This window comes from Nostoc sp. PA-18-2419 (genome assembly GCF_005869855.1).
Classification (GTDB): Bacteria; Cyanobacteriota; Cyanobacteriia; order Cyanobacteriales; family Nostocaceae; genus Nostoc.
This window is the reverse complement of the sequence record NZ_SZNH01000012.1, coordinates 164,749-178,426: the sequence shown is the minus strand read 5'-3', so window position 1 is coordinate 178,426 and position 13,678 is coordinate 164,749. Positions and strand designations below refer to the sequence as shown.

Below are 13,678 nucleotides of genomic sequence, written 5' to 3'. Positions count from 1 at the left end.
GGTACATACAAATAGTCAGTTGCCTCACAAAAAACCTAGAGGAGGTAAGTTAACCAAAGAGCAAAAGCAATCTAACCGGACTTTAGCGAGTCGTCGAGTCCTGATTGAACATGTTAATCGGCAGTTAAAAGTTTTTCGGATTTTGAGTCAGCGCTACCGTAATCGCAGGAAACGTTTTGGATTGCGCTGTCATTTAATTGCTGGGCTTTATAACTACGAAATTCAAAAAGCCTAAATTCCTGTTGAATTTAACTCAATCCTCCACCATACCACAAAACTTTTTTGCAAGAGGTCTATTCTTCGTTTCACGGGCTAGAGAAAGTCCATTCTTATCAGCAGCATCCGCAATAATTCCTGACAGCATAAAATAATTGCCATCCGAATCAGCTATACGGAATTGAGTTTTTTCATGTTCGTAACACTCAATTAGAAGTGTTTCAACGAGCCGACGAATAAGTACTGATGCACCATCATAAAAACCGTATTGAAAACAACCATTGACCTGAAAAGCTATTTTTTCGATATAACCCCTTGTATTCTTCCATATTTCTTCTGGTAGGTAACCATGCTCTAAATCAACGTCAGCAGGTGGTCTTTCAAGAATTGGTACAAGCCAGTTTTTAATAGTACTCCGCTCAGTTGGTTTGAGCTTGAATCCTGCATTAGTTTTGGTTGCCAGCTTTGTCTTAACAATCGCTTCTTCAAGTTGTGTTGGATTAGGATTGCCAAGTCCAGTTTTATAGATGATACGTGCCAACATACCTGCCTTTATATAAGTACCTGGTGTTGCACAATCATGGAACCATAAAATAGCTAGAGCGCGTTCGGCGTTCGACAGCTCAATCTGATTGAGTCGAATACAAAAATCTTCTATTTCCATCTACCATCTCACAAATCTTTTTTTCCTTTGGGAGCAGGTAAGTCATGGTCAACCAAATTCTCACCGTGGTTGGTAATTTTAATGTTGCTTCGCTCCGAGGTATCAACCCATCCTTTCCTCGTCGCAGTCTCTCGAATTCTTTGAGGCATATTCTTTGGTGTCCGTAGTCCGACATCCTTAAAGCATGTAAAAATGTGGTTTGGTGTTATTTTGTCTAGCTCTAGGACTCGCTTCAAGTAATAAACTGCCACAGTAATAGCTTGCTCTTGATTTTTTGGATTTTTCTGAGAATGGAAGTCCCGATATGAAGGCTCGCCTTCTGGTCGTAGGTTTAAATCTTTGACAATTGTCATTGTGGGAGGCTTGTACGAATTCTTCTTCTGTTTCGAGTTTGTAGAAACACTCGCAACACTGACATCTTCCTCTTCGTCTTCTGTGTCAAGCTCTTCGACAAGCTCATCTTCATCACTAGGAACCGCAGAAGCCGATAAAACCTTTATCGTTTTTGGAGGAGACTGAAAAATTTTGTTAGCTGCTACGTTAATTACCTGTAAACCTTCTTGAATAGTTTGATCATCACCCTCAACCTCTGCGAAAAATACACGGATGCGCCCACGCTCTCCTTTGTTTGCCATTTTCCTTACTAAAAAGACTGTAATCAGTCAGTATAGCTTCAATTTTAATCAGTTTGCTAGTATGAGCTTATGAGCTTCACTAGATTGTTTAAACGGTAACTTCTTACTTAAGAAACTTACAAAATAAAAAGCCCGCTAATGCGGGCTTTCTAAATCTATCAATTAACTTTATTTAACGTTTCGCTAACTTCTTCGACATCTTCCGCAGACGAATCGATTGTGGTGTAACTTCCACCAATTCATCTGGGCCGATGTATTCCAAAGCACGCTCTAGGCTCATGTCTATCGGTGCTTGCAGTTGCACTAGTTCATCGCCACCAGCGGCGCGGTGGTTGGTTAACTGCTTGGTCTTACAAACATTCAGTTCCAAATCTTGGGGACGATTGTGTTCGCCGACAATCATCCCTCTATAAACTTTAGTACCGGGAGTAATGAAGAACGATCCTCTATCTTCGGCATTTCTCATGGCGTAGAAGGTAGCAACGCCTTCTTCAAAGGAGATTAAAACGCCTTTGTTCCGGGCTTCAATGTCGCCACTGAGTTGACGGTAGTCGAGGAAGCTGTGGTTCATGATGCCTTCGCCACGAGTCATCCGCATGAATTCACCCCGGAAACCAATCAAACCACGGGCGGGAATGACAAACTCTAACTGAGTGCGATCGCCACTACCCGGTTGCATATCTTGCATTTCGCCTTTGCGTTGTCCCAGGCGTTCGATAGAACTACCCACAGCATCAGTAGGTACGTCTAACACCAACAATTCGTAAGGTTCGCAAGGTTGTCCGTTGACTTCGCGGTAAATTACCTGTGGCTGAGATACCTGAAACTCGAAGCCTTCGCGGCGCATGGTTTCAATTAAGATACCCAAGTGCAATTCGCCACGACCGGAAACGAGGAATTTATCGGGAGAATCGGTCTCTTCAACCCGTAAAGCAACGTTGGTTTCTAATTCGCGGAACAAGCGATCGCGCACTTGTCTTGATGTCACTAACTTGCCTTCTTGACCTGCAAAAGGTGAATCGTTCACCGAGAAGGTCATTTGCAAGGTTGGCTCATCTACTTTAATTAATGGCAGAGCTTGCGGTTCATTGGGGTCTGTAATTGTTTCGCCAATGTTAGCATCTGCAAAACCAGCAACAGCCACAATATAACCTGCGGATGCTTCTTCCATCTCCACCCGCTTCAGCCCTTCAAAACCTAACAATTTACTGATTTTAGACTTAACAATCTTGCCACTTTCTGTAACCAGTGCTGCTTGTTGTCCGGCGCGAATTATACCGTTGTGAATTCTGCCAATCACAATTCGTCCGAGATATTCTGAATAATCTAGGGTTGTGACTTGCAATTGCAAAGGCTTATTGATGTCGCCTACAGGTGGTGGAACATGGTGGAGAATCGCTTCAAATAAAGGTTGCATGTCTACTGCTTCTGCATCCAAGTCTTTTTTGGCGTAACCTGCTAGACCGGAGGCAAACAGATAGGTAAAATCACATTGGTCTTCATCTGCACCTAATTCCAAGAACAGATCCAATACTTTATCAATTGCACCGTAAGGATCGGCTTGGGGACGGTCGATTTTGTTGACGACAACAATGGGACGCAATCCTTTTTCTAAAGCTTTTTTGAGTACAAAGCGGGTTTGCGGCATGGGGCCTTCGTTAGCATCGACAATCAGAAGACATCCGTCAACCATGCCGAGTACTCGTTCTACTTCGCCACCGAAGTCAGCGTGTCCGGGTGTATCAACAATATTAATCAGCGTTTCTTTATAACGAACCGCTGTGTTTTTGGATAAGATTGTAATTCCCCGCTCCCGTTCTAGGGCGTTGGAGTCCATGACGCAATCCGGAACGTCTTCACCTTCACGGAAAATGCCGGACTGTTTGAGGAGCGCATCAACCAGGGTAGTTTTGCCGTGGTCAACGTGGGCGATAATGGCGACGTTGCGAATTGGGAGCGTCATAGAAGCTTTTGGTGAACTTTACAGGGAGTTTTTAGATTTACATTTGAATGCTAGGCTTTTCTAACAGAATTGGGGGCGATCGGCAAATTCTGTAAAGAACCTTTAATAATTCTAGCGTAATTGTCACAATTGCGGTGAGTTCTATCCAAGTGACAATGGCGGATGTGCGGTAATTACGACGTGAATGGGATGAGAAAAAAGCTTCTATTAGCAGTAAGTTAGATTTATCAGGCTATTGTTAACAGTAGACATTAATCGTGGTATAGATTAAAGGCGATTTATTTGTGCAAAATAGCTCGTTCGAGCGGTTGGTTATGCTTGTCTGGGTTGAGAAAGTCACAAGCAAGAGTGCGATCGCACCTTTAATTGTTATTCATATAGAAACGTTGCAGCACAAAGTTTATACTGAATTTCCGGTATAAATTTAAGATGTATTTTAAAAATTAATCAAATGACAGCGATAAAATAATTATGATCTGCTGCCTAAATCCTAATTGCGAGAATCCCCAAAATCCTGACGGAACAAATTTTTGTCTCAGTTGCGGGACAAAGTTGATACCCCTGCTGAGAAATCGTTACCGGATTAGCGCAGTGTTAGGAAGAGGAGGGTTTGCACGCACATATATCGCAGAAGATATAGACAAGCTCAATGAACAATGTGTTGTTAAGCAATTAGTTTTAAGTCAATTTTCTGGCTCTCAAGGTACTGAGACACATAAAAAAGCAACTGAGTTGTTTGAGCGAGAGGCCAAACGTCTCAAAGAATTAGGGCAACATCCACAAATTCCCAATTTATATGCATATTTTAAGGAAGGTGAATATCTATATTTAGTGCAGCAATTTATCGATGGGGAAAATCTGTTACAGGAGTTAAAACAGCAGGGGGTTTTTGATGAAGCTAAGATTCGAGATTTTTTAAATGATTTATTATCTATACTGTTAGCGATACACGAACAGGAAATAATTCATCGAGATATTAAGCCAGAAAATATTATTCGTCGTCACAGCGATAATAAATTAGTACTAATTGATTTTGGAGTGTCAAAGCAAAAGAGGGATTCAAATACTGGACTGGGGACAATTATTGGTTCATTAGGTTATGCACCTATTGAGCAAATGCAATTAGGCAGAGTTTTTCCATCTAGCGATATCTACAGTTTAGGAATAACTTGCTTTCATCTATTAACTAATATTTCTCCATCGAGTTTGTGGATAAAACAAGGTTATAGTTGGACTTCTAATTGGCAACAGCATTTAAAGCAACAGATCACTCATGAATTAGAGCTAGTTATTCATAAGTTACTGCAAGAAAATCACGAAGTACGTTATCAGTCTGCACAGGCTGTATTACAAGATTTGAGCAATTTACCACCTTTAAGACATATATTACCTCCTACAGTCCTTTGGCCTTCCCGATTATTAGAAGCAGAACCACAAGTTCAACACCAAAAAACTGAATTACCATTATTATCTAATAATAGATTATTATTGTCAGCAATAATTGCTGGAACTGGTAGTTCGTTCTTAGCGATCGCTCTGATTAGTTTCATCGGAACTACTTGGATTAGCTCAGGATTGTGGTTGCTAATTTTAGGAATATTAGTATTTATTCAATCTCACTCGTTGGTAGAAAAAACTTATTTAATTATTATTGCTATTATAGCCAACTTACTTGTGGTCTTAGGTTTCAAAAATTTGCTAACTCAGAATCTTCTTCAATTTGGTATCAATGGACTATTGCTTGTAATCTTACTCATTCTTCTTGCAGGGTTTTTGACAGTTATTATTGTGCTTATATCTGAAATTCTTAATAAAATTATTTCTCAATATTTTTAAAAAATTAGCAATAAAAACTCACTAATATTATCTTACAGTTATAATAAAATTATCMAAATTTAATTTTTTATTTATAATTATGASTYTACTTCATTTTTTAACAACYTATGACAAATAAAAAAGAAAACTTGAGACTGCTTATTTCTTTRGGAATAGCTGGAATAATGGTAGCAGTTATTTTTTGGTTAATTAGTAAACTTTCTTCTACTATCATCCCATCATCAAACCCCACATCAACTTCATCTTCCTTACCAAATAAACCTTCATTAATAAATTTGGGTACAAGGATTTTGGTAAAAGTACAAACTTCCCCAGAAAAAAGTGATGGAGTTAAAGCTTTTGGGGAGAAAGATTTCTCCACCGCTGTGGAAAAATTTACTACATCTTTGAAGAATAATCCTAACGATCCAGAAACTTTAATTTATTTAAACAATGCAAAAATTGCGCGAGATAATTCAGAAACATTAAAAGTTGCTGTGATTGCACCATTTAATTTTGATGCTAATTTAGCAGAAGAAATTTTACGTGGCGTAGCTCAAGCTCAAAATGAAGTTAATCACCAAGGCGGAATTAATGGAAAGAAATTGCAAGTTGTAATTGCAAGTGTTGAAAATCAAGAAGATTTTCCCAAGCTAGATAATGAATTAGTTGATGACAAGAGCTTTGTAGCCACAGTGGGTGTGAGACAAGATGCCCCAGTTTATAATCAGAAAGGTTTGGTGTTAGTCTTTCCTGTAGAGCGCCCCACTCAAGCTGAAAATCCAAATAACTTAGAGCAAAATTCAGCAAATAGTCAGCAGAATACTGATAAAAATAATTACTTATTTCATATAAATCCGCTATATAAGAATTTAGTAGATACTCATGCTCGTTACATTGCTCGACAAGCAAGAAATATTGCTATTTGTAGTGATTATCTTCGCTCAGTAAATAATTCAACTTCTTCATCTAATCCAGTACTTGTAGAACAGTACAGTCAAGCGCTGGAAAAATATGGCAGTAAAGTTATTAGTACGCCTTGCAATTTAGCAGATAAAAATTTTGACCCGAAAGCTTTTGTGGATAAAGCTATAGAAACAGAAAACGCTAATGGCTTTTTACTAATACCTTCAATCAGAAATATATATTTCGCTAGTAAAGTTGGACAAGAGATTAAAGGCAGAAAACCACTGTTTGCTTCTGAAATTATGTACAGTGCAACAACTTTACAAAACGGCAAAGATGTCGAAGGAATGGTATTACCTGTATATTGGCACCGTGATGCAAATAAAAATAACCCATTTGCAGAAAATGCTTTTCAGCTTTGGAATGCACGGGTAAATCAGAGAACAGCGGGAGCTTATGATGCGATGCAAGTAATTATCACTGGTTTGAAACGAGATAACACCCGTGAAGGCTTACAAAAAGTACTGTCTAATCCTGATTTTTCAACTTCTGGAGCTACAGGAATGATTATGTTTTCACCTTCAGGCGAGCGTCAAGGAGAAGCTTTGCTAGTCAAAGTTGAGCGTTGCGAGCGTTGTTCTTCTGGGACTGGTTACGATTTTGCCCTCTTGAATAAGAAGTAATTCCTACCATTGATTGCCTAAAAAAAGTTCGTACATCATAGAAAATATGGATGATTTAAAAAATAGCCTCTTTTACATTAGATTTGCTCAATCTGGATATCACAATCTTCTCCGACACTAATAATGCTATTTTCTGGACAAGCAATCCAATTACCTATAAATAGAGGTTCGGATGCAATGATAACAGATTTGGGAAAAGTCGGATCGTCTCGTATCCAGTAAAGAGATGGCATCGGTGAACTGGTAGCAACGCGAGAGGCTATAAGGCGATGTCCGTCACTAAAGATTACATTGAGTGAGGCTTGTAGTTGATAGCGTTTTGCCATCTCTAAGAGTGTTAATAATGTGGTACGTAAAACATATTCTAGAGGTCGATGCTTGTTAATTTGACTATGTGAAAGTAACAATGCAAAAATGTGTTCGGAGTCAGTAGTACCATTAATTATTTCATAGAAATCGGGAGTTAAAGTACTGCGAATTTTTCTGTGTAATGTTTTGCGGAAATTATCAATTTGGCCATTGTGAATGAATACTATTTGTTGATAGTTAAACGGCTGACAATTAGCAAAATCTACAGCTTGGCCTAGTGTGGCGCTACGGATGTAAGCAAGTATACACTTTGATTCAATGTAACGGCTGAGACTGTGTAGGTTGATGTCATTCCAAATAGGTAGAGTATTTTTGTAGGTAAAAGGTTCGATATCTTTTTGACTATGATACCAACCTACACCAAAACCATCTGCATTTACTATCCCAGAAGTCATTTCGCAGGGTTGATAACCCTGGACTATCAATGAATGTTCTGGTTTATACAGAAGATATTCCAGAGAAATAGGCGAACCGAGGTAGGCAAGTAAACGAGACATGATTCAAGTATTTGCTCCCAATAGCTTTATAGAATAAGTTTTTTTACTGAGAATTAGCTATATTTTTCATAAATTTGCGCTATTCTCGTTAGCAAGTGCTGCCTCATGTTACCTTATTAACTTCTTTGTTATGCAAAACATTTAGTTTAACAATGTTTTACGTAAACTTATATGACAGGGATTTATAAACAATGACTGATGACTAATTCAATGATGGTAATTTTCCCATATAAACATAATCAAACATGGGTATTTGATGATGAACGGATGGAACTAATCCAAGAACCATTTGTCAGTGGTATACCCGAAATGATCGATATTTTGGTTGAGGATATTGCTAATGTTGATGAAGGCTTTAAACTTTTATTTTCTGCAAATCTGTTTCCTGGTTATCAAGCTGAACTAATTTGGTTGAGAGCAGAGTATAACGGTCATTGGTATTACTGGAGTAAAAACAACTTGGAAGGTTGGCTATGTCCAGCATTGTTAAAATACTTCAGCGAACCGCCTAAAAAAATATATTGCAAAGCTGAAAGTCTTTATTCGTAGAGAATGTTTGAAAAGTCTTAACTAATTTTATTACGTTAGTCTTACAAGAACTCTGTGAATGTTTGCCTAAGATTTTATATGGATATTTTACCACCTATCAGGACAATAATTGAACAACAGCCTTACCCGCTTTTATTTGCGACGATTAGCGGTTCTCACTTATATGGTTTTCCGTCACCCGATTCTGATTATGACTTGCGTGGTGTACATATTTTACCAATACGAGAAGTGGTGGGATTAAATACTGGGGCTGAAACTATTGAAATATCAGAGATTCGTGAATCTTTAGAAATTGATTTAGTAACTCACGATATCAAAAAATTCTTTTTGCTGCTCCTGAAAAAGAATGGTTATGTGTTAGAGCAACTGTATTCACCTTTAATATTAAAAACTACACCAGAACATGAAGAATTAAAAATTATTGCCAAAGAGTGTATTACTCGTCACCACAGCCATCATTACTTTGGATTTGCTGCAACTCAATGGAAACTTTTTGCCAAAGAACAACCATATCGAGTCAAGCCACTACTTTATATTTATCGAGTAATCTTGACTGGTATTTACCTGATGCAAACAGGAGTGATTGAAGCCAATTTAGTTAAGCTCAATGAAGTTTTTAATTTACCATACATTCCTGATTTAATTGCCCAAAAGTTGGCAGAGGCAGAAAAGTCTATTTTATCAAATGTTGATGTAGCTTTTCATCAACAAGAGTATGAACGATTACGCGATCGCCTGCAAGAGGCGTATGAAACAAGTACGCTACCCGAAGCACCTGCGGCGAAGGTAGCTTTACATAATTTGCTCCTAAGGTTGAGAGTTAAAAGTTATTAGTTAGGAGTTGTTAATTCATAACACTTGTAACTCCTAACTCTTGACTTTCTTTTTTTACAACTTTAAATTCCAAGCCGCAAAAGCTAAAGCACCCCAACCGGCAAGAAAGGCGACGCCACCTAGTGGTGTAATTGCTCCTAAGGATTTTATACCAGTTAAGCTCAGCGCATATAAACTTCCTGAGAAAATAGCAATACCAATGATGAATAACCATCCACTGGCTACAAGAGTGGGTTGAGGAAATTCACTGCGACTAATTAGTAATGCTACTAAAAAAAGTGCCAGAGCATGATACATTTGATAACGAGTACCAGTTTCAAAAATTTCTAGCGATCGCTCACTAATTTTTTCCCGCAAAGCATGGGAAGCAAAAGCACCAGTAGCAACTGACAAACCACCTAAAACAGCAGCTACGCTCAAGAAAATTTGCGTCATTAGACTTAGCCGTAAGTTAGTAAGATAGTCATTGGTCATTGGTCATTAATCATTAGTAAATAGCAAATAACAAAAGACAAATGACAACTGACACAGGACAAATGACAAATGACAATTAGACATCAAAATGATATGATACAGCCCCTTCTTCATTCACTTTGAAGTTTGCATTGAATTCTTTAGCTTTTTCATCTAAATATTGCCTAGCGTCGGTTGGGGGGAGTTGTGATTGCATGGCAAAGCCTAAAACAGTCACGCGTCCATGATTTTGTTGTAGGATCTCATAAAAAAGAGATTGCAAGCGATCGCTACGTTGTTGATGAAGTGCCTTTTTCTCTTGCCGACTTTGACGATACAATCCCAATGCTAACCATACACCCAGTGTCAGACTAGGTACACCAAAAATTAAGCCACCAACAACAGTATTATTATCTTGATAAGTAGCATTTGGCGCAGAAAAATCATACGCATCTTTTACTTGTGTATACTTACGCGTAGCAAATTTATCAATTGCTGCTGATGCTGATAGCGTTAAAAACATGAATCCGAGTGTCAGTAGCCAACCCGCAGCCAATTTTTCAGCAGTTTTCATAGTTCCACTTCAGATTTGAACTTTGCTAAAAATTCTAACTTGACTTTCCCAGAGGTTCCAGTATATCAATCTACTCCCAAAGAGAGTTTTTTAGTGAACGCACCGAACTTTTTGGTGTGCTTTGCTTAAAAAAGCAAGGTTACTAAGCGCGTACAAGATAGCACAGTAATCATGTAATATTTTAATATACTTAATTCCCTGTAAAAATTCGGCGTTACTAGTTTCAAGATGATTGTGGGACGGGCATTTTGCCTGGTTCAACGATTTTATCATAGCTGAGATATCCATACTACAAAATTATAAATACTATCTCGTAAATATATAAAACTAAAAATTAAACATTAATTACTCTAGAATTAGCAAAACCCTAATGTCTCCAAACTCACAAAATCCTTACGGGGCAAACCCTTATATTATTGGTCCTCCTATTGTAAACAAACATCAGCTTTTCGGTCGAGAAACTCTTTTGAGGACTATAGAAGATAGTTTGCAACAGAATGCAAAATTTATTCTATTACACGGTCAAAGACGTATAGGTAAATCTTCTGTACTCAAAAACATTCCTCTTTTTATATCTCAAGACGAATTTGTTTTTGTACCTTGTGATTTGCAACATCATAGTTATTCAACTTTGGGTGAAATCCTGTATGCGATCGCTAATGCTATTGTTGAACGCCTTAACATAGACAATACTGTACTCGATACTCTAAAATCGAGAGATTTAGATAATAATCCCAAACTTTTTACCCGGAGATTTCTATCTACGGTTTATGATATACTGGGCAATAAAAAACTAGTGTTATTGTTAGATGAATTTGATGTTGTTACTCAAAATAATACAGAAACCGCTTTTGCATTCTTACGTTTTTTAGAAAACTTAGTTACACAAGACGAAGAATTATTTGTGATTGCAGTAATTGGCCGATACTTAGATTATATGCCTAATTTAGTGCAATCATTTAGAGGTGGAATATATCAAGAAATAGGTTTAATTGATGACGAAAGTACTAAACAACAGATTACTCAACCTGCTGAAAATATTTTGCTATATCAACAACCAACTATAGAACAAATTATAAAATTTTCAGCAGGACATCCTTATTATACGCAAGTTTTATGCCATGCAATTTTTAATCAAGCAAGGGATGAAAGTTATTCAAGGATTATACCAGACTGTGTAAATGATGCTGTATCCTTAGCAATTGAACGTGCTGAAGGCGGATTAGCTACTATTTGGGACGGACTAAGTATCTCTGAAAAAATAGTAATTTCAGCAGTTGCCGAAGCTCAAAAAAATACTACAGAAAATCCTTTCAAGTTACTTGAAATCTATGGGATAGTGCTAACCAATCCTTTACAAAAAGCTATTAAATCATTAATTAATAAAGGTTTGTTGCATATCAATCCAGTGAAAATAAAAGTAGAATTAGTCCGCCTCTGGTTACTGAAACGTCATTTATTAAAGAATGAAATCAAAAGTTTAGAAGCACTGGAAGAAGAAAAAATCAGCCAACTATTGTCTATAGCTCGTACTTGCTGGCAAGAAGGAAGACAATCAAATGCATTAAATTTGTACGAACAGGTCTTGCAGCTAAATCCTAATCACTTCAGCACTATATTAGAGCTAGCAAAAAAATACTTGGAAGTGCAAAGTTTTGACAGAGCTTTAGAACTTTACCAGCGAATTTACAAATTAAATCCAATAGGCTATCAAGAAGAATTTATAGAAGCATTAAATCAATATGGACATTGGTTGATAACTGAAAAACAATATCTGTCAGCAAAGCAACAGTATGAAAAGATTTTACAGATTCAATTGGGAAATACTTTAGCTCAACAGAGATTAGCAGAAATAAAAGCTTATCAAGCTAAAACTAATATAATCACTATTAATTATATTAATAATTCAATAAAGCAAAACTATAAATTAATTATAGTAATCTTGCTAGTATTAATTGGAGGTAGTATTGGATGTATACTTTTTTTTAGTCAGTTATTTAGTAATTGCCCAGTAGGGCAAGAAAAATCTTCAGATAGACACTGTATACCTTCGACTAATCCTACTCCTAACCCAATAAATACTCCAATTAGCAATGTAAGTATAAGCCGAGGTGATCGCACTTTATTTCCAGACATACAAAATAGCGATCGTGACCAAGGTATTGATAGCTTTAATAAAGGTAATTACACACAAGCAGCACAGTACTTTGAAAAAGCTGTTAAAAATAATCATAATGATCCTGAAGTACTAATTTACTACAATAATGCTGTTGCCCTTCAAAAACGTAATCCTTTAACTTTGGCAGCTGTAGTACCAGCCAAGAATAGAACCGACCCTGCTAAAGAAATGTTACGTGGGATAGCGCAGGCGCAAAATCAATTTAACCAAAAGGGCGGATTAAACGCTCGATTACTAGAGATTGTGATTGCTGACGATGATGACAAAGAAGATAAAGCTAAACAAGTAGCTGAACAACTAGTAAAAGATAAATCAATATTAGGAGTTATAGGGCATAATTCTAGCCACGCTACTGATGCAGCCTTATCAACATATACATCAGTAAATTTAGCAGTCATCTCACCTACTAGCAGCAGTACAAAATTTCAAAGCCCAGTCTTCTTTAGAACTGTAAATTCAAACGCAGTGACTGGTAAAAATTTAGCGGAATATGCCTGGAAACAAAATTACAAAAAAGTAGTAATTTTTTGTAATCCTGATGAGACATATAGTAATACTATGAGAGAAGAGTTTAGGCATAATTTTAAGGGAGAAATAATGGATGGCGGCGAAAAATGCAATCATAATTTAGCCGCTCCAAACTTCAATGCAGATACAGAGGTGCGAGACATTATTCTAGCTAAAAATCCGGCTCAGGCAATTGTATTATTTCCAGATACAGAGCATCTTGAAATTGCTGGTAAAATTACTAAAGCTCATAAAGAGTTGATAGACAAGTTGCAACAAACAAAAAATAAAAATATTCAAAAACTTAATTTATTAGGAGGTGATGTTCTTTATGACAACAACTTTTTGGATAATTATAGTGATGCTTTAGAAGGTTTAGTTTTATCTCCACCTTGGTTTCGTGACGCACCAAACTCAAAAGAATTTGCAAAAAAAGCTAAACTTCAATGGGGTGGTGGTGTTAGTTGGGCTACAGCCACTAGCTTTGATGCTACTCAGGCTTTTATTAAGTCTTTCAGGCTATCCCAAAATCCATCTCAAGAAACAGTTTTGAAAAATTTACCCCAAGTCCATCTTTCATCAAAGGATACCTCTGGAGACGAACTTGTATTTGATAAAGACACTAAAGAAATGAGCAGAAAAGAAATACTAATTACAGTTCAAAACGGTAAATTTGTTCTCATACCAAAATAGAGTTTTGAAAAACTTAACAATAGCAATGTGAACTAGTCAATCAATATGAGTATAATAGAAATTATGCCTAACAACTACAAAGAACAATAAGTAAAAGTTTTCCTGATTTCTAATTATGCTTTGTGCTGCAATAACTTATAG

At 37.0% G+C, this 13,678-nt stretch carries 12 protein-coding genes; 6 read left to right on the top strand and 6 right to left on the bottom strand.

Translation table 11 applies throughout. From position 1 onward, the window contains the following. The coding region (locus tag FCR06_RS15185; RefSeq protein WP_138499596.1) for a transposase family protein at window positions 1-235 on the top strand (235 nt) is incomplete at its 5' end. A gap of 18 nt (window positions 236-253) precedes the next feature. On the opposite strand, the gene FCR06_RS15180 is transcribed toward FCR06_RS15185, so the two are convergent. The 3 genes from FCR06_RS15180 to typA form a co-directional block, all read right to left on the bottom strand. Continuing rightward, window positions 254-880, bottom strand: coding sequence for a hypothetical protein (locus FCR06_RS15180; protein ID WP_138501043.1), 627 nt, complete (start codon window positions 878-880; stop codon window positions 254-256). An 8-nt stretch (window positions 881-888) separates the two neighbouring features. Further along, window positions 889-1,515, bottom strand: a complete 627-nt coding sequence (locus tag FCR06_RS15175; RefSeq protein ID WP_138501041.1) for a hypothetical protein — start codon at window positions 1,513-1,515, stop codon at window positions 889-891. Between the two features lie 172 nt (window positions 1,516-1,687). Then, on the bottom strand, window positions 1,688-3,478 hold the full coding sequence (typA, locus tag FCR06_RS15170; RefSeq protein WP_138501039.1) for a translational GTPase TypA: 1,791 nt from the start codon (window positions 3,476-3,478) through the stop codon (window positions 1,688-1,690). Window positions 3,479-3,949: 471 nt separating this feature from the next. Here typA and FCR06_RS15165 point away from each other — a divergent pair, with 471 nt between their 5' ends. Together FCR06_RS15165 and FCR06_RS15160 are read left to right on the top strand one after the other, a co-directional pair. Further along, window positions 3,950-5,314 carry a serine/threonine-protein kinase gene (locus tag FCR06_RS15165; RefSeq protein ID WP_138501038.1) on the top strand — a complete coding sequence of 455 codons (1,365 nt, stop codon included), beginning with the start codon at window positions 3,950-3,952 and terminating at the stop codon, window positions 5,312-5,314. A 164-nt stretch (window positions 5,315-5,478) separates the two neighbouring features. Then, window positions 5,479-6,882, top strand: coding sequence for an ABC transporter substrate-binding protein (locus FCR06_RS15160; protein WP_189523435.1), 1,404 nt, complete (start codon window positions 5,479-5,481; stop codon window positions 6,880-6,882). 77 nt (window positions 6,883-6,959) lie between these two features. Here FCR06_RS15160 and egtC read toward each other — a convergent pair whose 3' ends face one another. Further along, window positions 6,960-7,748: an ergothioneine biosynthesis protein EgtC gene (gene egtC, locus FCR06_RS15155; RefSeq protein WP_138501034.1), complete on the bottom strand. Its 789-nt coding sequence runs from the start codon at window positions 7,746-7,748 to the stop codon at window positions 6,960-6,962. Between the two features lie 198 nt (window positions 7,749-7,946). On the opposite strand from egtC, the gene FCR06_RS15150 reads away from it, so the two are divergent. Both FCR06_RS15150 and FCR06_RS15145 read left to right on the top strand, forming a co-directional pair. After that, window positions 7,947-8,297 (top strand): DUF6717 family protein, encoded by a 351-nt coding sequence (locus tag FCR06_RS15150; RefSeq protein WP_138501032.1) that lies wholly within the window; start codon window positions 7,947-7,949, stop codon window positions 8,295-8,297. A 78-nt stretch (window positions 8,298-8,375) separates the two neighbouring features. Next, window positions 8,376-9,131, top strand: coding sequence for a DNA polymerase beta superfamily protein (locus tag FCR06_RS15145; RefSeq protein WP_138501030.1), 756 nt, complete (start codon window positions 8,376-8,378; stop codon window positions 9,129-9,131). Window positions 9,132-9,185: 54 nt separating this feature from the next. Here the strand turns inward: FCR06_RS15145 and FCR06_RS15140 are convergent, their stop codons facing one another. Together FCR06_RS15140 and FCR06_RS15135 are read right to left on the bottom strand one after the other, a co-directional pair. Further along, window positions 9,186-9,566, bottom strand: a complete 381-nt coding sequence (locus FCR06_RS15140; protein ID WP_138501063.1) for a DUF423 domain-containing protein — start codon at window positions 9,564-9,566, stop codon at window positions 9,186-9,188. A gap of 115 nt (window positions 9,567-9,681) precedes the next feature. Then, window positions 9,682-10,158 carry a hypothetical protein gene (locus FCR06_RS15135; RefSeq protein WP_138501028.1) on the bottom strand — a complete coding sequence of 159 codons (477 nt, stop codon included), beginning with the start codon at window positions 10,156-10,158 and terminating at the stop codon, window positions 9,682-9,684. Window positions 10,159-10,528: 370 nt separating this feature from the next. Here FCR06_RS15135 and FCR06_RS15130 point away from each other — a divergent pair, with 370 nt between their 5' ends. Then, on the top strand, window positions 10,529-13,537 hold the full coding sequence (locus FCR06_RS15130; RefSeq protein WP_138501026.1) for an ABC transporter substrate-binding protein: 3,009 nt from the start codon (window positions 10,529-10,531) through the stop codon (window positions 13,535-13,537). Window positions 13,538-13,678 lie beyond the last annotated feature (141 nt).

What these genes read in the sequence shown, in the direction of transcription:
- FCR06_RS15180 (WP_138501043.1), bottom strand. Translation starts at nt 880, where the DNA reads ATGGAAATAGAAGATTTTTGTATTCGACTCAATCAGATTGAGCTGTCG.
- FCR06_RS15175 (WP_138501041.1), bottom strand. Translation starts at nt 1,515, where the DNA reads ATGGCAAACAAAGGAGAGCGTGGGCGCATCCGTGTATTTTTCGCAGAG.
- typA (WP_138501039.1), bottom strand. Translation starts at nt 3,478, where the DNA reads ATGACGCTCCCAATTCGCAACGTCGCCATTATCGCCCACGTTGACCAC.
- FCR06_RS15165 (WP_138501038.1), top strand. Translation starts at nt 3,950, where the DNA reads ATGATCTGCTGCCTAAATCCTAATTGCGAGAATCCCCAAAATCCTGAC.
- FCR06_RS15160 (WP_189523435.1), top strand. Translation starts at nt 5,479, where the DNA reads ATGGTAGCAGTTATTTTTTGGTTAATTAGTAAACTTTCTTCTACTATC.
- egtC (WP_138501034.1), bottom strand. Translation starts at nt 7,748, where the DNA reads ATGTCTCGTTTACTTGCCTACCTCGGTTCGCCTATTTCTCTGGAATAT.
- FCR06_RS15150 (WP_138501032.1), top strand. Translation starts at nt 7,947, where the DNA reads ATGACTAATTCAATGATGGTAATTTTCCCATATAAACATAATCAAACA.
- FCR06_RS15145 (WP_138501030.1), top strand. Translation starts at nt 8,376, where the DNA reads ATGGATATTTTACCACCTATCAGGACAATAATTGAACAACAGCCTTAC.
- FCR06_RS15140 (WP_138501063.1), bottom strand. Translation starts at nt 9,566, where the DNA reads ATGACGCAAATTTTCTTGAGCGTAGCTGCTGTTTTAGGTGGTTTGTCA.
- FCR06_RS15135 (WP_138501028.1), bottom strand. Translation starts at nt 10,158, where the DNA reads ATGAAAACTGCTGAAAAATTGGCTGCGGGTTGGCTACTGACACTCGGA.
- FCR06_RS15130 (WP_138501026.1), top strand. Translation starts at nt 10,529, where the DNA reads ATGTCTCCAAACTCACAAAATCCTTACGGGGCAAACCCTTATATTATT.